This is a genomic window from Streptomyces sp. NK15101 (assembly GCF_020400725.1).
In the GTDB taxonomy this organism is placed as follows: domain Bacteria; phylum Actinomycetota; class Actinomycetes; order Streptomycetales; family Streptomycetaceae; genus Streptomyces.
This window is the reverse complement of the sequence record NZ_JAINVG010000006.1, coordinates 1-16,667: the sequence shown is the minus strand read 5'-3', so window position 1 is coordinate 16,667 and position 16,667 is coordinate 1. Positions and strand designations below refer to the sequence as shown.

General features: G+C 71.3%; 14 protein-coding genes. 11 read left to right on the top strand and 3 right to left on the bottom strand.

Going from position 1 to position 16,667, the window contains the following annotated elements; genetic code table 11:
• Positions 1 to 10 precede the first annotated feature (10 nt).
• Together K7G60_RS04605 and K7G60_RS04600 are read right to left on the bottom strand one after the other, a co-directional pair.
• Positions 11 to 1,240, bottom strand: a complete 1,230-nt coding sequence (locus tag K7G60_RS04605; RefSeq protein ID WP_225799492.1) for a DUF349 domain-containing protein — start codon at positions 1,238 to 1,240, stop codon at positions 11 to 13.
• 199 nt (positions 1,241 to 1,439) lie between these two features.
• On the bottom strand, positions 1,440 to 2,231 hold the full coding sequence (locus tag K7G60_RS04600; protein ID WP_225799491.1) for a peptidylprolyl isomerase: 792 nt from the start codon (positions 2,229 to 2,231) through the stop codon (positions 1,440 to 1,442).
• Positions 2,232 to 2,384: 153 nt separating this feature from the next.
• Here K7G60_RS04600 and K7G60_RS04595 point away from each other — a divergent pair, with 153 nt between their 5' ends.
• From K7G60_RS04595 to rpsD, 5 genes are all read left to right on the top strand, one after another.
• Positions 2,385 to 3,092: an MBL fold metallo-hydrolase gene (locus K7G60_RS04595; protein WP_225799490.1), complete on the top strand. Its 708-nt coding sequence runs from the start codon at positions 2,385 to 2,387 to the stop codon at positions 3,090 to 3,092.
• A 10-nt stretch (positions 3,093 to 3,102) separates the two neighbouring features.
• Entirely contained in the window at positions 3,103 to 4,365 is a 1,263-nt protein-coding gene (hisS, locus tag K7G60_RS04590) for a histidine--tRNA ligase (protein WP_225799489.1), read from the top strand.
• A gap of 133 nt (positions 4,366 to 4,498) precedes the next feature.
• Positions 4,499 to 5,125: a vitamin K epoxide reductase family protein gene (locus K7G60_RS04585; RefSeq protein ID WP_225799488.1), complete on the top strand. Its 627-nt coding sequence runs from the start codon at positions 4,499 to 4,501 to the stop codon at positions 5,123 to 5,125.
• 43 nt (positions 5,126 to 5,168) lie between these two features.
• Positions 5,169 to 6,524: a replication-associated recombination protein A gene (locus K7G60_RS04580; RefSeq protein WP_225799487.1), complete on the top strand. Its 1,356-nt coding sequence runs from the start codon at positions 5,169 to 5,171 to the stop codon at positions 6,522 to 6,524.
• Between the two features lie 348 nt (positions 6,525 to 6,872).
• Complete coding sequence (rpsD, locus tag K7G60_RS04575; RefSeq protein ID WP_225799486.1) at positions 6,873 to 7,487, top strand: 30S ribosomal protein S4; 615 nt, start codon at positions 6,873 to 6,875, stop codon at positions 7,485 to 7,487.
• A gap of 34 nt (positions 7,488 to 7,521) precedes the next feature.
• Here rpsD and K7G60_RS04570 read toward each other — a convergent pair whose 3' ends face one another.
• Positions 7,522 to 9,750 carry an AAA family ATPase gene (locus K7G60_RS04570; protein ID WP_225799485.1) on the bottom strand — a complete coding sequence of 743 codons (2,229 nt, stop codon included), beginning with the start codon at positions 9,748 to 9,750 and terminating at the stop codon, positions 7,522 to 7,524.
• 157 nt (positions 9,751 to 9,907) lie between these two features.
• Here K7G60_RS04570 and K7G60_RS04565 point away from each other — a divergent pair, with 157 nt between their 5' ends.
• The 6 genes from K7G60_RS04565 to K7G60_RS04540 all read left to right on the top strand — a co-directional run bounded on the left by K7G60_RS04565 (position 9,908) and on the right by K7G60_RS04540 (position 16,526).
• Positions 9,908 to 10,345, top strand: a complete 438-nt coding sequence (locus tag K7G60_RS04565) for a DUF948 domain-containing protein (RefSeq protein WP_225799484.1) — start codon at positions 9,908 to 9,910, stop codon at positions 10,343 to 10,345.
• A 6-nt stretch (positions 10,346 to 10,351) separates the two neighbouring features.
• Positions 10,352 to 10,705 carry a DUF6167 family protein gene (locus K7G60_RS04560; protein WP_225799483.1) on the top strand — a complete coding sequence of 118 codons (354 nt, stop codon included), beginning with the start codon at positions 10,352 to 10,354 and terminating at the stop codon, positions 10,703 to 10,705.
• Positions 10,705 to 13,374, top strand: a complete 2,670-nt coding sequence (gene alaS / locus K7G60_RS04555) for an alanine--tRNA ligase (RefSeq protein ID WP_225799482.1) — start codon at positions 10,705 to 10,707, stop codon at positions 13,372 to 13,374. Before K7G60_RS04560 ends, alaS begins: the two co-directional genes overlap by 1 nt.
• A 2-nt stretch (positions 13,375 to 13,376) precedes the next feature.
• Positions 13,377 to 13,841, top strand: coding sequence for a Holliday junction resolvase RuvX (ruvX, locus tag K7G60_RS04550; protein ID WP_030693079.1), 465 nt, complete (start codon positions 13,377 to 13,379; stop codon positions 13,839 to 13,841).
• Positions 13,842 to 13,942: 101 nt separating this feature from the next.
• Positions 13,943 to 15,703 carry an endolytic transglycosylase MltG gene (gene mltG / locus K7G60_RS04545; protein WP_225799481.1) on the top strand — a complete coding sequence of 587 codons (1,761 nt, stop codon included), beginning with the start codon at positions 13,943 to 13,945 and terminating at the stop codon, positions 15,701 to 15,703.
• Positions 15,684 to 16,526 carry a shikimate dehydrogenase gene (locus K7G60_RS04540; protein WP_225799480.1) on the top strand — a complete coding sequence of 281 codons (843 nt, stop codon included), beginning with the start codon at positions 15,684 to 15,686 and terminating at the stop codon, positions 16,524 to 16,526. The genes mltG and K7G60_RS04540 overlap by 20 nt, the downstream gene beginning before the upstream one ends.
• Positions 16,527 to 16,667 lie beyond the last annotated feature (141 nt).

Below are 16,667 nucleotides of genomic sequence, written 5' to 3'. Positions count from 1 at the left end.
GGTCAGGGCATCAGCCGCCGAACTCCTCCAGGCCCTTCAGCGCCTGGTCGAGCAGGGCCTGACGGCCCTCCAGCTCACGAGCCAGCTTGTCGGCCTTGGCGTCGTTGCCGGCGGCACGGGCCGCGTCGATCTGCTTGCGCAGCTTCTCGACCGCGTCCTGGAGCTGACCGGTCAGACCCGCGGCACGCGCGCGCGCCTCCGGGTTCGTCCGGCGCCACTCGGCCTCCTCGGCCTCCTGGATCGCCCGCTCCACCGTGTGCATCCGGCCCTCGACCTTGGGACGGGCGTCACGCGGGACGTGGCCGATGGCCTCCCAGCGCTCGTTGAGGGAACGGAAGGCCGCGCGCGCCGCCTTCAGGTCCGTCACCGGCACCAGCTTCTCGGCCTCGGTCGCGAGCTCCTCCTTCAGCTTGAGGTTCTCGGTCTGCTCCGCGTCCCGCTCGGCGAAGACCTCGCCGCGCGCCGCGAAGAAGACGTCCTGGGCGCCGCGGAAGCGGTTCCACAGGTCGTCCTCGTGCTCGCGCTGGGCGCGGCCGGCCGCCTTCCACTCCGCCATCAGCTCGCGGTAGCGGGCCGCCGTGTTGCCCCAGTCCGTGGAGTTCGACAGCGACTCCGCCTCGGCGACCAGACGCTCCTTCGCCTTGCGGGCGTCCTCGCGCTGGGCGTCCAGCGACGCGAAGTGGGCCTTGCGGCGCTTCGAGAACGCCGAGCGGGCGTGCGAGAAGCGGTGCCACAGCTCGTCGTCGGACTTGCGGTCGAGCCGGGGAAGGCCCTTCCAGGTGTCCACGAGCGCCCGCAGCCGCTCTCCCGCGGAGCGCCACTGCTCGCTCTGGGCCAGCTCCTCGGCCTCGGCGACGAGCTTCTCCTTGGCCGCACGCGCCTCGTCGGTCTGCTTGGCCTTCTGGGCCTTGCGCTCCTCGCGGCGCGAGTCGACCGTCTCGACCAGCTTGTCGAGACGGGCCGAGAGCGCGGCCAGGTCGCCGACGGCGTGGTGCTCGTCGACCTGCTGGCGGATGTGCTCGATCGCCGCGGTGGCGTCCTTCGCCGAGAGGTCGGTGGTCTTCACCCGCTTCTCGAGGAGGCCGATCTCGACAACCAAGCCCTCGTACTTGCGCTCGAAGTAGGCCAGGGCCTCCTCAGGGGTGCCGGCCTGCCACGATCCGACGACCTTCTCGCCCTCGGCCGTCCGCACGTACACGGTGCCCGTCTCGTCGACGCGGCCCCACGGGTCGCTGCTCACAGCGCCTCCTCACCATGATGCCGTCACGGGGTCGTACCCCCGGGCATCGTCCACAGTTTCCCGGCGGGCCTCGCCCGCCTTCCACAGCGCGGCCGACGGCCCACGCTGCACAACGCCAATCTAGGCGAACGGCGGCCCGGCTGTCCGCACTCAGCGCGACCGAGATTCGACGGTCGCGCCCGCGTGCGGACGAGCGGGCTCACTTCTTCGCGACGGTCGCCTTCTCGATGGTGACGGGCTTCTTCGGAGCGCCGTCCGTCGCGCCGCCCTCGACGCCCGCCTTCGCCACGTCCTGGACCGCCTTGAGGCCGGCCGCGTCGATCTTCCCGAAGGGGGTGTAGGTCGGCGGCAGCTTGGTGTCCTTGTAGACGAGGAAGAACTGCGAGCCGCCGGAGCCCGGCTGTCCGGTGTTGGCCATGGCGACGGTGCCGGCCGGGAAGGTCACCGTGCCGTCCGCGCCCGCCTTGCCGAGGGCGCCCAGGTTCTCGTCGGGGATCGTGTAGCCGGGGCCGCCGGTGCCGTCGCCCTTGGGGTCGCCGCACTGGAGCACGTAGATGCCCTCGGTCGTGAGGCGGTGGCACTTGGTCCCGTCGAAGTACTTCTTGTCGGCGAGGTGCTTGAAGGAGTTCACCGTGTGCGGGGTCTTCGCCGCGTCCATGGTGATCGTGACGTCGCCCTCGTTCGTCTTGAGGGCCATGGCGTACGTGGCCTTCCGGTCGACGGTCAGCTCCGGCTCCGAGCTCTTCGACCCGCTCTCCGAGGGCGCCGGGGTGGGCGCGTCGCTCGCCGTGTTGTCCGAGCCCTTCGAGGAGCCGTCCGTCAGTGCCACGGAGGCGTACACGGCGCCGCCCGCGGCCAGCACCACCGCGAGGGCGGCCGCGATGACGGTGTTGCGGCGCTTCGCCTTGCGCCGGTTCTCCTCCCGCCGCTGCTGCTGCCGCGCGTACTTCTCCCTGGCAAGCTGCCGCCGCCGCTGATCGCTGGTGACCACCGGGTCCGCTCCTTGTCGCTCGTCTGTTCCTGTCCTGGCCGGATGTGCCCGTACCGTATACGGGTTGGCTGTGGAAGCGGCACCGCCGGTAGGCTCTGATCTGCCGCATTCCGTGATTTCCGCGCCTCGTGCCGGACGACCCTAAGGACGAACGTGCTGATTGCCGGGTTCCCCGCCGGGGCCTGGGGGACCAACTGCTACCTGGTCGCCCCCGCCGCAGGCGAGGAGTGCGTGATCATCGACCCCGGCCACCAGGCCGCGCAGGGGGTCGAGGAGACGCTGAAGAAGCATCGGCTCAAGCCCGTCGCCGTCGTCCTCACCCATGGACACATCGACCACGTCGCCTCCGTCGTCCCGGTGTGCGGCGCCCATGACGTCCCCGCGTGGATCCACCCGTCCGACCGCTACATGATGAGCGACCCGGAGAAGGCCCTCGGCCGCTCCATCGGGATGCCCCTCATGGGCGAGCTGACCGTGGGAGAGCCCGACGACGTGCGCGAGCTCACCGACGGTGCTCAGCTGAAGCTCGCCGGTCTGGAGTTCTCCGTCGCCCACGCGCCCGGCCATACCAAGGGGTCGGTGACCTTCCGGATGCCCGAGACCACGGAGATCCCCTCCGTGTTCTTCTCCGGGGATCTGCTGTTCGCCGGCTCCATCGGACGCACCGACCTTCCCGGCGGTGACATGGACGAGATGCTCGCGTCGCTGGCCCGCGTGTGCCTGCCGCTCGACAACTCGACCGTGGTCCTGTCGGGACACGGTCCCCAGACGACCATCGGCCAGGAGCGCGCCACGAACCCCTATCTGCGGGACGTGGCCGCCGGCCTCGGGAGCACGGACGCTCCCCGACGAGGAATGTGACGAGATTTTCGTGAGCACCTTCAAGGCCCCCAAGGGCACGTACGACCTGATTCCGCCGTTCTCCGCGAAGTACCTGGCGGTCCGTGACGCGATCGCCGCCCCGCTGCGGAAGTCCGGCTACGGCTACGTCGAGACCCCCGGCTTCGAGGATGTCAACCTGTTCGCCCGCGGTGTCGGCGAGTCCACCGACATCGTCACGAAGGAGATGTACGCCTTCGAGACCAAGGGCGGCGACAAGCTCGCCCTGCGTCCCGAGGGAACCGCCTCCGTGCTGCGCGCCGCCCTGGAGGCGAACCTGCACAAGCAGGGCAACCTCCCCGTGAAGCTCTGGTACTCCGGCTCGTACTACCGCTACGAGCGCCCGCAGAAGGGCCGCTACAGGCACTTCTCCCAGGTCGGCGCCGAGGCGATCGGCGCCGAGGACCCGGCGCTCGACGCCGAGCTGATCATCCTGGCCGACGAGGCGTACCGCGCCCTCGGCCTGCGCGACTTCCGCATCCTGCTGAACTCGCTCGGCGACAAGGAGTGCCGCCCCGTCTACCGCGAGGCCCTGCAGACCTTCCTGCGCGGTCTCGACCTCGACGAGGAGACCCTGCGCCGCGCCGAGATCAACCCGCTGCGCGTCCTCGACGACAAGCGGGCCGACGTCCAGAAGCAGCTGGTCGACGCGCCGCTCCTGCGCGACTACCTCTGCGACGCGTGCAAGGCGTACCACGAGGAGGTGCGCACCCTGATCACCGCGGCGGGCGTCGTCTTCGAGGACGACCCGAAGCTGGTGCGCGGCCTGGACTACTACACCCGGACCACCTTCGAGTTCGTGCACGACGGCCTCGGCTCGCAGTCCGCGGTCGGCGGCGGCGGCCGCTACGACGGCCTCTCCGAGATGATCGGCGGACCCGCGCTGCCGTCGGTGGGCTGGGCGCTCGGCGTGGACCGCACGGTCCTCGCCCTGGAGGCGGAGGGCGTCGAGCTCGACATCCCCGCGGCCACCAGCGTCTTCGCCGTCGCCCTCGGCGAGGAGGCCCGCAAGCTCCTCTTCGGCAAGGTCACCGAGCTCCGCAGGGCCGGCGTCGCCGCCGACTTCTCCTTCGGCGGCAAGGGCCTCAAGGGCGCCATGAAGGACGCCAACCGCTCGGGCGCCCGCCTCGCCGTGGTGGCCGGCGAGCGCGACCTCGCCGAGGGCGTCGTGCAGCTCAAGGACATGGAGTCCGGCGAGCAGCAGGCCGTCGCCGTGGACGGTCTCGTGGAGGCGGTCCGGGCCAAGCTGGCCTGATGCGTCGTACGGGAAGGGCCCGGACCACACCGCGGTCCGGGCCCTTCCTTATCCCGCGCGAACGGCCGGACGGCAGGTCCGTGTTGCAGAATGACCGTGCCCACAAGGCCGGTCGAGCGAGGGAAAAGGTGACATGGCGAAGGCAGCGGTGGACGAGATCGGGTCCGGCCGGGACGGCGGCGGCACGATCGGGGCGAGCCGGGCCTTCTCCTGGCTCCTCGTGATCACCGGAGCGGCCGGACTGCTCGCCGCCTGGGTCATCACCATCGACAAGTTCAAGCTCCTGGAAGACCCCGGCTTCACTCCGGGGTGCAGCCTCAACCCGATCGTCTCCTGCGGCAACATCATGAAGAGCGAGCAGGCCTCGGTCTTCGGCTTCCCGAACCCGATGCTCGGCCTCGTCACGTACGCGATGGTGATCGCGATCGGCGTGGGCCTGCTCGCCGGAGCCCGCTACCGCCGCTGGTACTGGCTCGGCCTCAACGCCGGAACGCTCTTCGGCGTCGGGTTCTGCACCTGGCTGATGTACCAGTCCCTGTACGTGATCGGCTCGCTCTGCCTGTGGTGCTCCCTGGCCTGGGTCGCCACCATCGTCATGTTCTGGTACGTGACCTCGCACAACGTGCGCCACGGCGTGATCCCCGCCCCCCGCGGCCTGAGGACCTTCTTCGACGAGTTCACCTGGATCCTGCCGGTCCTGCACATCGGGATCATCGGCATGCTGATCCTGACCCGCTGGTGGGACTTCTGGACCGGCTGACGGGAATCCGGACTGTCGGTGCGGTGACCTAGGCTTCATCACTGTGGAGCCCGACCTCTTTACCGCAGCAGCCGAAGACCGCCAGGAGAAGGACCCGGCCAGCAGCCCGCTGGCCGTGCGGATGCGCCCCCGCACCCTCGACGAGGTGGTGGGCCAGCAGCACCTGCTCAAGCCCGGGTCGCCGCTGCGCCGGCTCGTCGGCGACGGGGACGGCGGTCCCGCCGGCGCCTCCTCGGTGATCCTCTGGGGCCCGCCGGGAATCGGGAAGACGACCCTCGCGTACGTCGTCTCGAAGGCCACGAACAAGCGCTTCGTGGAGCTGTCCGCGATCACCGCCGGCGTCAAGGAGGTCCGGGCCGTCATCGACGGCGCCCGGCGCGCGGTCGGCGGCTTCGGCAAGGAGACCGTCCTCTTCCTCGACGAGATCCACCGCTTCTCCAAGGCCCAGCAGGACTCGCTCCTGCCGGCCGTGGAGAACCGCTGGGTGACGCTGATCGCCGCCACCACGGAGAACCCGTACTTCTCCGTGATCTCCCCGCTCCTCTCCCGCTCCCTGCTCCTCACCCTGGAGCCGCTGACCGACGAGGACCTCAAGGGCCTGATGGCCCGGGCCCTCACCGGCGAGCGGGGACTCGGCGGGGCCGTGACCCTGCCGGAGGACGCCGAGGCGCACCTCCTGCGCGTCGCCGGCGGCGACGCCCGGCGCGCCCTGACCGCCCTGGAGGCGGCGGCGGGCGCGGCGATCGCCAAGGGCGAGCCGGAGATCACCCTCCAGACCGTGGAGGAGACCGTCGACCGCGCGGCCGTGAAGTACGACCGGGACGGCGACCAGCACTACGACGTGGCGAGCGCGCTCATCAAGTCGATCCGCGGCTCGGACGTGGACGCGGCCCTGCACTACCTGGCGCGGATGATCGAGGCGGGGGAGGACCCGCGCTTCATCGCCCGCCGGCTGATGATCTCCGCGAGCGAGGACATCGGCCTCGCCGACCCGAACGCCCTGCCGATCGCCGTCGCCGCCGCCCAGGCCGTCGCGATGATCGGCTTCCCCGAGGCGGCCCTCACCCTGAGCCACGCCACCATCGCCCTGGCGCTGGCCCCGAAGTCGAACGCGGCGACGACCGCGATCGGCGCCGCCCTCGCCGACGTCCGCAACGGCCTCGCGGGCTCGGTCCCGCCGCACCTGCGCGACGGCCACTACAAGGGCGCGGCCAAGCTCGGCCACGCCCAGGGGTACGTGTACCCGCACGACGTGCCGGGCGGCATCGCGGCCCAGCAGTACGCCCCGGACACCATCCACGGCCGCCGGTACTACGAACCCACGCGCTACGGCGCGGAGGCGAGGTACGCGGACGTGGTGGAGCGGGTGCGCGAGCGCCTGAAGGGCGAGGGCGGCTGAGGGCCGTACGAGCGCGTCCTCCGGAGCCGGTACACTGGTGCGGATCGCTGCGTCCCGTGTCCGGCTCCGGTCGGCACCACCAGAACGGGACAGTCAGCCGGAGACCCGGCCCTCGGGCGGGGTTTCCAGGAGCGTCGCGCACCTTCGAAGGTGTCGCGGGCCACCCATCACCACCCGGATTCCCGGGAGCGGCGATGGGTCGTTCGCGTGCTGCACGTATGTGCCCAGACCTGGGAGCGGCTGCCCGCCACGTCCGTCCCGTACGGACCAGACGGGTTTCCCGAGCTGCGGATGCGACCTCCCCTAACCCTGGTGAAGCCGTATTCGTACAGATAGAGAGGTTGGTTCATGGCGAACCAGTCCCGTCCCAAGGTCAAGAAGTCGCGTGCCCTCGGCATCGCGCTGACCCCGAAGGCCGTCAAGTACTTCGAGGCCCGCCCCTACCCGCCGGGCGAGCACGGCCGCGGCCGCAAGCAGAACTCGGACTACAAGGTCCGTCTGCTCGAGAAGCAGCGTCTGCGCGCCCAGTACGACATCAGCGAGCGCCAGATGGCGCGCGCCTACGACCGTGCCAAGAAGGCCGAGGGCAAGACGGGCGAGGCGCTGGTCGTCGAGCTCGAGCGTCGCCTCGACGCCCTGGTCCTGCGTTCGGGCATCGCCCGCACCATCTACCAGGCCCGCCAGATGGTCGTCCACGGCCACATCCAGGTCAACGGCCAGAAGGTCGACAAGCCGTCCTTCCGCGTCCGTCCGGACGACGTCGTCATGGTCCGCGAGCGCAGCCGCACCAAGCCGCTGTTCGAGATGGCCCGTGAGGGTGGCTTCGCCGCCGAGGGTGAGACCCCGCGCTACCTGCAGGTCAACCTGAAGGCCCTGGCCTTCCGCCTCGACCGCGACCCGAACCGCAAGGAGATCCCGGTCATCTGCGACGAGCAGCTGGTCGTCGAGTACTACGCCCGCTGATCTCAGCACGGGAGCAGTACCACCTCCGCGGTGTTCAGCCCGCCGCTTCCCCGCCCTTTCCGGTGGGGGAGCCGGCGGGCTTCCGCGTTCCCGGGACCGCCGCCGACCGGGCCGTACGGAACGGCCGTGGGGCCATCGCCTCCGCCGCGCCGCCGACGTCCGCCGGATCCCGGTGCCGGGCGAGCGCGCGCTCCACGACCTCGTCGAGCGAGAGGCCCCGGCCCGCCCGGACCGCGGCGTCGAACGCCTCCGCGCCCAGGGCCTCCGCCGCCCGCTGCTCGCACAAGGCCCTCGGCCCGTCGAACGCCTCCGAGCCGAAGAGGCGGATTCCCACCGTGTCCCACACCGGCACCGCCGCCCCCTGGAGGACCGCGGCCTCCGCCGGATCGCCCTCGCTCACCGTCACGAGCGCGAGCAGCTCGATCGCCAGGACGAGACCGACCAGGTCACGGAAGGCGTGATTGACCGAGACGCACTCGGTGAGCAGCTCCCGCGCCTCCCCGTACGCGTCCCGGGTCCACGCCGAGAAGGCCAGGACGTACAGGGCGTAGGCCCGGGTCCAGAGCTCTCCGCGCTCCTCGCAGACCTCCCGGACCTCCCGGCAGATCGCGACAGCCCCCTCCAGGTCGCCCCGGAAGGCCCGCGCCATCGCCACCTCGACCTGTCCCATGAGCACGTTGCTGTTCAGCTCGCCGATCTCCCGGTAGGAGTCGAGCGCCCGCCCGATCAGCGACTCGGCCCGCGGCAGGTCGTCCGAGAGCAGCGCGAGGCAGCCCATCCGGTGCGTCGCGTACGCCTCCGCCAGCACGTTGTGCGAGGAACGGGCCCGCTCCCCGCACTCGTGGAGCGCCGCCACCGCCGCCGTACCGTCCCCCTGCAGGACCGTCACGTATCCGAGCACCCACAGCGCCTTGAGCCGGGCCTCCTCGTGCCCCGACTCGAGGGCGAGCGCCCGCTCCAGCCAGTGCCGGCCCTCCGACAGGCGCCCGCAGCCCACCCAGGCGAACCACAGCGTGCCCGCCAGGTGCTGGGCGAGGTGCGCGTCCTCCGGGAGTTCGAGGCACAGGTCGAGCGCCGCCCGCAGATTGGGCAGCGCCGCGTCCGTGCGGGCCGCCACCTCCGCCTGGCGGGGGCTGAACCACTCCAGCTCGCACCAGGTGGCCAGGCCCATGTACCAGTCGCGGTGCCGCCGCCGCATCCGCTCCGTGTCGCCGAGCGCCGCCAGCCACTCCGCCCCGTACGCCGCGACCGTGTCCAGGAGCCGGTAGGCCGGACCCGCCGGCGTGTCCTCGCGCGCCACCAGCGACTGCGCGAGCAGGCCCCCGAGGTGGTCCAGGACCCGCTCCGGCGGCAGCTCCCGGCTCCCGCACACGTACTCCACCGCCTCCAGGTCGAAGGGGCCGGCGAAGACCGAGAGCCGCGCCCAGAGCAGCCGCTCCTCCGGGGTGCACAGCTCGTGGCTCCAGCCGATCGCGGTGCGCAGCGTCTGATGGCGGGGGAGCACCCCGCGCCCGCCGTCCGTCAGCAGCCGGAAACGGTCGTCGAGGCGGTGCAGCATCTGCTCGGCCGAGAGGAGGGGGAGACGGCCGGCCGCCAGTTCCAGGGCGAGCGGGATCCCGTCGAGCCGCCGGCACAGCTCCCGCACGGCCTCCGGACCGGTCGCCGGAGCCGTCCGCGGCCCGGTCCCCGCGAAGTCCGGCGCGCCCGGGGTCGCGGGGAGATCCGCGGTCACCGGCGCGCCCGCCTCGGCCGCCCGCTCGGCGAGGAGCGCCACCGCGTCCGCCTCGCCCATCGGAGCCAGCGGGAACACCGCCTCGCCCGCCACCCGCAGGGGCCGCCGGCCGGCCGCGAGCACGGTGAGCTCCGGCGCGTGGGCGAGGAGGTCCCGCAGCAGCGGCGCGCAGCTCTCCACGAGGTGCTCGAAACCGTCCACCACCAGCAGAGTCCGCCGCTCCGCGAGGTGCTCGACGAGGACCTCGCGCGGGGCCTTCGGCGTGTGGTCGGTCAGCCCGAGGGCCTCCACCAGGGCGTACGCGACCAGATCCGGGTCGCGCAGGGGTGCGAGCTCGGCGAGCCGGACTCCTTCGCCGTAGCGTTTCTGCGCCCCCGCGGCAGCCCGCAGCGCCAGCCGCGTCTTGCCGACTCCGCCCACGCCCACGATCGTGACCAGGCGAGATGTCTCCAGGAGCGCCGTCAGTGCGGCCTGCTCGGCGGCCCGTCCGACGAACCGGTTCAGCTCCGCCGGGAGATTGCTCCGTCGCATGGGACACGGAGCGTACTCACCCGCGCGCGCTCCGTACAATCGAGATCCCGTAACTCCCGTCCCACGGGCGGTAATGCGGTACGGCGGGACAGCCCGGGCGCGATAGGGTCGGGGGACGACTTTCACAAGGCCCAACGACAGCAGAGAGCGGTGCACAGTGACCGGTGGAGAGGTTGCCGGGATCCTGGTGGCCGTGTTCTGGGCGATCCTCGTCTCCTTCCTCGCCGTGGCACTGGTGAGGCTGGCGCAGACGCTCAGGGCGACCACCAGGCTGGTGGCGGACGTGACCGAACAGGCCGTTCCCCTGCTGGCCGAAGCGTCCGCGACCGTGCGCTCGGCGCAGACCCAGCTCGACCGGGTCGACGCCATCGCATCGGACGTCCAGGAGGTCACCTCCAACGCCTCCGCGCTGTCCACGACCGTCGCCTCCACCTTCGGGGGCCCGCTCGTCAAGGTGGCCGCCTTCGGCTACGGCGTCCGCAAGGCGCTGGGCCGGGGCCGCGAGGCGCAGGACGCGCCGCGGGCCGGCGACCGCCGTACTGTGATCGTCGGCCGTACCGTGCCGTCCTCGCGACGCCGGAAGCAGAAGGGCTGAGCCGCGATGTTCCGCCGCACGTTCTGGTTCACGGCCGGCGCAGCCGCCGGCGTGTGGGCCACCGCCAAGGTCAACCGGAAGCTGAAGCAGCTGACCCCCGAGAGCCTCGCCGCCCAGGCGGCGAACAAGGCCGTCGAGACCGGGCACCGGCTCAAGGGCTTCGCCCTCGACGTGAGGGCGGGCATGCTCCAGCGCGAGGCCGAGCTGGACGATGCCCTCGGCCTGGCCACCCCCGTCGAGCCGGGCCGGGAACTCCCGGAGCCGCGCCGGAGGGCCGCGCTCGGCCCGGTCGCGCACCCGGCCACCCATTCGTTTTCCAAGACGCCTACGAGTTCGTACAACCGGAATGAGGACCACTGATGGAGTCGGCTGAAATCCGCCGCCGCTGGCTGAGCTTCTTCGAGGAGCGCGGGCACACCGTCGTCCCTTCGGCGTCGCTCATCGCGGACGACCCGACTCTGCTGCTCGTCCCCGCCGGCATGGTGCCGTTCAAGCCCTACTTCCTGGGCGAGGTCAAGCCGCCCTTCACGCGCGCCTCCAGCGTGCAGAAGTGCGTGCGCACGCCGGACATCGAGGAGGTCGGCAAGACCACCCGACACGGCACGTTCTTCCAGATGTGCGGCAACTTCTCCTTCGGCGACTACTTCAAGGAAGGCGCCATCAAGCTCGCCTGGGAGCTGCTGACCACCCCGGTGGAGCACGGCGGCTACGGGCTCGAGCCGGAGAAGCTCTGGATCACCGTCTACCAGGAGGACGACGAGGCCGAGCAGATCTGGCGCGACGTCGTCGGCGTCCCGGCCGAGCGCATCCAGCGCCTCGGCAAGAAGGACAACTACTGGTCCATGGGCGTCCCCGGCCCCTGCGGCCCGTGCTCCGAGATCAACTACGACCGCGGCCCCGAATTCGGCGTCGAGGGCGGCCCGGCCGTCAACGACGAGCGGTACGTGGAGATCTGGAACCTGGTCTTCATGCAGTACGAGCGCGGTGAGGGCTCCGGCAAGGAGGACTTCCCGATCCTCGGCGAGCTGCCGTCGAAGAACATCGACACGGGCCTCGGCCTGGAGCGCCTGGCGATGATCCTCCAGGGCGTCCAGAACATGTACGAGACGGACACCCTCAAGGTCGTCATCGACAAGGCCACCGAGCTCACCGGCGTCGAGTACGGCAAGGCCCACGACAGCGACGTCTCGCTCCGTGTGGTCGCCGACCACATGCGCACCTCCGTGATGCTCATCGGCGACGGCGTCACCCCCGGCAACGAGGGCCGCGGCTACGTGCTGCGCCGCATCATGCGCCGCGCCGTCCGCAACATGCGCCTGCTCGGCGCCACCGGCCCGGTCGTCCAGGACCTCGTCGACACCGTGATCGACACGATGGGCGAGCAGTACCCGGAGCTGGTCACCGACCGCAAGCGCATCGAGACCGTCGCCCTCGCCGAAGAGGCCGCCTTCCTGAAGGCCCTCAAGGGCGGCACCAACATCCTCGACACCGCCGTCACCGAGACCAAGGCCGCCGGCGGCACGGTCCTCGCCGGCGAGAAGGCCTTCCTGCTCCACGACACCTGGGGCTTCCCGATCGACCTCACCCTGGAGATGGCCGCCGAGCAGGGCCTCTCCGTGGACGAGGACGGCTTCCGCCGCCTGATGAAGGAGCAGCGGGACCGCGCCAAGGCCGACGCCAAGGCCAAGAAGACCGGCCACGCCGACATGACCGCGTACCGGGAGATCGCCGACAGCAACGGCGCCACCCAGTTCACGGGCTACACCAACACCGAGGGCGAGACCACGGTCGTCGGCCTCCTGGTGAACGGCGTCCCCTCGCCGGCCGCCTCCGAGGGCGACGAGGTCGAGGTCGTCCTCGACCGCACCCCGTTCTACGCGGAGGGCGGCGGCCAGATCGCCGACCAGGGCCGCATCAAGCTGCACAGCGGCGCCGTCATCGAGGTCCGCGACGTCCAGCAGCCGGTCCCGGGCGTCTCGGTCCACAAGGGCTCCGTGCAGGTCGGCGAGGTGACCGTGGGCGCCACCGCCTACGCCACCATCGACGTCAAGCGCCGCCGGGCCATCGCCCGCGCCCACTCCGCCACGCACCTGACGCACCAGGCCCTGCGCGACGCGCTCGGCCCGACGGCCGCCCAGGCCGGTTCCGAGAACCAGCCCGGCCGCTTCCGCTTCGACTTCGGCTCGCCGAACGCCGTCCCCGGCGCCGTCCTCACCGACGTCGAGCAGAAGATCAACGAGGTCCTCGCGCGCGAGCTGGACGTCCACGCCGAGGTCATGCCGATCAACGAGGCCAAGCGCCAGGGCGCCATCGCCGAGTTCGGCGAGAAGTACGGCGAGCAGGTGCGCGTCGTCACCATCGGCGACTTCTCCAAGGAGCTGTGCGGCGGCACGCACGTCGGCAACACCGCCCAGCTGGGTCTGGTGAAGCTGCTCGGCGAGTCGTCCATCGGCTCCGGCGTGCGCCGCATCGAGGCCCTCGTCGGTGTCGACGCGTACAACTTCCTCGCCAGGGAGCACACGGTCGTCGCCCAGCTCCAGGAGCTCGTCAAGGGCCGTCCGGAGGAGCTGCCGGAGAAGATCTCCACCATGCTCGGCAAGCTGAAGGACGCCGAGAAGGAGATCGAGAAGTTCCGTGCGGAGAAGGTCCTCCAGGCCGCCGCCGGGCTCGTCGACTCCGCCCGCGACATCCGCGGCGTCGCCCTCGTCACCGGGCAGGTCCCGGACGGCACCGGCGCCGACGACCTCCGCAAGCTCGTCCTCGACGTGCGCGGCCGGATCCCCTCCGACCGCCCGGTGGTCGTGGCCCTGTTCACCACGGTGGGCGGCAAGCCGCTGACGGTCATCGCCACCAACGAGGCGGCCCGCGAGCGCGGTCTCAAGGCCGGCGAGCTGGTCCGCACGGCCGCCAAGACCCTCGGTGGCGGTGGCGGCGGCAAGCCGGACGTCGCCCAGGGCGGCGGCCAGAACCCGGAGGCCGTCGGCGAGGCCATCGCCGCCGTCGAGCGCCTCGTGGTGGAGACGGCGTGACGATGCGCCGCGGCCGCCGTCTCGCGGTCGACGTCGGGGACGCCCGGATCGGGGTCGCCTCGTGCGACCCCGACGGGGTCCTCGCGACGCCGGTGGAGACCGTGCCGGGACGTGACGTCCCGGCCGCCCACCGGCGGCTCCGCCAGATCGTCGAGGAGTACGAGCCGATCGAGGTCGTCGTGGGCCTGCCCCGCTCGCTCAGCGGGCGGGAGGGCCCGGCCGCGACCAAGGTCCGCGCCTTCGCCCGGGAGATGGCCAAGGGCATCGCCCCGGTGCCGGTGCGGCTGGTCGACGAGCGGATGACCACCGTCACCGCGACCCAGGGTCTGCGGGCCTCGGGCGTGAAGGCGAAGAAGGGGCGGTCCGTCATCGACCAGGCCGCCGCTGTGATCATCCTTCAGAACGCTCTTGAGTCCGAACGGGTATCAGGTAATCCGCCCGGTGAGGGCGTCGAAGTGGTCATCTGATCGCGATACGGTAACGTTCCGCGCGATGCGGCGGTGTTCGAACAGCTGCCGCACTACGTAGAGGCGGATCGTCCGGAAGCCTCGCGGCTGTTTGGGGATCGATGACTGAGTATGGCCGGGGCCCAGGCTCCGAACCGTGGCACCCTGGGGACCCGCTCTACGGGGACCAGGGGTGGGAGGGCCAGCAGCAGTACCCGCACCCGCAGCAGGCGAGCCAGTACGGCCACGGCGGCCAGGGCTACGCGGACCCGTACGGTCAGGGCGGTCACGCCGACCAGGGCTACGGGGGCGATCCGTACCAGCAGCAGGGACAGCAGTACCAGCAGCAGGGGCAGCAGTACCAGCAGGCCCCGCAGCAGTACGCCGAGCCTCAGTACCCGCAGCAGTACCAGCAGGCGCAGCAGCAGTACGAGACGGGGTTCCCGGGCAGCGGTTACGACACGCCCGGGAACCCCGCACAGCAGTACGACGGCAACTGGGAGACCGGCCAGGCGGCGATGGCCTACGGCGCGCCCCCGGCCGATCCGTACGGCGGCCAGAACCCGGACCTCTACAACACGCCCGAGGCCTACCCGCCGCCCCAGCCGCCCGGCCGCCGGCAGCAGCCGCCGGAGCCGGTCGTCGACTGGGCGCCGGAGGAAGAGGCGCACCCGGAGCCGGAGGAGGAGAAGCACCCCTTCTTCACCGGTGGCGACGACGAGGACGACGACCACCACGAGGAGCCGGGCCGCGGCCGGGGCTCCCGCGACGGCGACCGCGAACGCCGGAGCAAAGCGAAGAAACGCAAAGGCAAGAACGGCGTGGCCTGCCTGGTCGTCGCCCTCGTCCTGGTCGGCGGCGTCGGCGGCGTCGGCTACTTCGGCTACCAGTTCTGGCAGGGCGAGTTCGGTGCGGCGCCCGACTACGCGGGAAGCGGCAGCGGCGACGTCCAGGTCGAGATCCCGAAGGCCGCGGGCGGCTACGAGATCGGCAACATCCTCAAGAAGGCCGGCGTCGTCAAGAGCGTCGACGCCTTCGTCTCGGCGCAGCAGAAGAACCCCAAGGGCCTCTCGATCCAGGCGGGCGTCTACACGCTGAAGAAGGAGATGTCGGCCGAGAGCGCGGTCGCGCTGATGCTGAACCCGGCCAGCCAGGCCAACCTGATCATCCCCGAGGGCAAGCGGAACGCCTGGGTCTACGAGAAGCTGGACGAGCGCCTCGACCTCAAGCCCGGCACCACCAAGGAGATCGCGCTCGCGAAGGCGGACTCCCTCGGCCTCCCCGAGTGGGCCAAGAACCACGATGACCTCAAGGACCCGCTGGAAGGATTCCTCTTCCCGGCGAGCTACCCGGTCGCCAAGGGCAGCAAGCCCGAGGACGCGCTGCGCAAGATGGTGTCCCGCGCGAACCAGGAGTACACCAAGCTGGACCTGAACGCGAAGGCGAAGGGGCTCGGAGTCGAGGGACCCTGGGAACTCCTCACGGTCGCGAGCCTGGTCCAGGCGGAGGGCAAGACCCACGACGACTTCCGCAAGATGGCCGAGGTCGTCTACAACCGCCTGAAGCCGGGCAACATGGAGACCGTCCAGCTGCTCCAGTTCGACTCGACCCTCAACTACCTGAAGGGTCAGAGCGAGATCAAGATCTCCGAGGAAGAGGCGAACACCAACACGGACCCGTACAACACGTACAAGCACAAGGGTCTGCCGCCGGGACCGATCGGAAACCCGGGCAACGAGGCGCTCGCCGCCATGCTCAATCCGACGAACGACGGCTGGCTCTACTTCGTCGCCACCGACGGCATGAACAAGACCGAGTTCGCGAAGACCCTGGCCGAGCACAACAGGTTGAAGGAAAAGTTCAATGCCAACACGGGCCAGTGAGACGCGCCGCCGCGCGGCCGTCCTCGGTTCGCCGATCGCCCACTCCCTCTCCCCGGTCCTGCACCGGGCCGCGTACGCCGCGCTCGGGCTCGACGACCGGTCGTACGACCGCTTCGAGGTCGACGAGGCGGCGCTGCCCGGATTCGTGGCGGAGCTGGACGAGACCTGGGCCGGGCTCTCGCTGACCATGCCGCTCAAGCGGGCGATCATCCCGCTGCTCGACGAGGTCAGCGACACGGCCGCCTCCGTGGAGGCCGTCAACACCGTCGTCTTCCAGGAGGACGGGCGCCGGGTCGGCGACAACACCGACATCCCCGGCATGATCGCCGCGCTGAGCGAGCGGGGCGTCGAGAAGGTGGAGTCGGCGGCCGTCCTCGGCGCCGGCGCCACCGCCTCCTCCGCGCTCGCCGCCCTCGCCCGGATCTGCGGGGGGCCCGTCACCGCGTACGTACGGAGCGAGGCGCGCGCCGAGGAGATGCGCGGCTGGGGCGAGCGGCTCGGCGTGGACGTCCGCACCGCCGACTGGGAGCGGGCGGCGGAGGCCTTCGAGGCGCCGCTGGTCATCGCGACCACCCCCGCCGGCACCACGAACGCCCTCGCGACCGCCCTCCCGGACAAGGTCGGCACGCTCTTCGACGTTCTGTACGACCCCTGGCCGACGGCGCTCGCCGCCGCCTGGTCCGAGCGCGGCGGCAAGGTCGTCGGCGGTCTCGACCTCCTGGTCCACCAGGCCGTCCTCCAGGTCGAACAGATGACGGGCGTCCCCAAGGCGCCGCTCGCGGCCATGCGCGCGGCGGGGGAGCAGGCGCTGGCGGCTCGCTAGGCCCCGAATCTGATCACACCGCGTCCGATAGCTGGACCGGAGGGCGGGTTCGCCCCCCGGACGTGGGAGGATCGGGGTGGCGGGCCAGGGCCGCGCACCCGGTCGTGCCGTCGCAGTGCCAGGCGCGAGCATGAGGAGCAT

Coding starts and splice junctions, on each gene's coding strand:
- K7G60_RS04585 (WP_225799488.1), top strand. CDS start 4,499: ATGGCGAAGGCAGCGGTGGACGAGATCGGGTCCGGCCGGGACGGCGGC.
- rpsD (WP_225799486.1), top strand. CDS start 6,873: ATGGCGAACCAGTCCCGTCCCAAGGTCAAGAAGTCGCGTGCCCTCGGC.
- K7G60_RS04570 (WP_225799485.1), bottom strand. CDS start 9,750: ATGCGACGGAGCAATCTCCCGGCGGAGCTGAACCGGTTCGTCGGACGG.
- K7G60_RS04560 (WP_225799483.1), top strand. CDS start 10,352: ATGTTCCGCCGCACGTTCTGGTTCACGGCCGGCGCAGCCGCCGGCGTG.
- alaS (WP_225799482.1), top strand. CDS start 10,705: ATGGAGTCGGCTGAAATCCGCCGCCGCTGGCTGAGCTTCTTCGAGGAG.
- ruvX (WP_030693079.1), top strand. CDS start 13,377: ATGCGCCGCGGCCGCCGTCTCGCGGTCGACGTCGGGGACGCCCGGATC.
- mltG (WP_225799481.1), top strand. CDS start 13,943: ATGACTGAGTATGGCCGGGGCCCAGGCTCCGAACCGTGGCACCCTGGG.
- K7G60_RS04540 (WP_225799480.1), top strand. CDS start 15,684: ATGCCAACACGGGCCAGTGAGACGCGCCGCCGCGCGGCCGTCCTCGGT.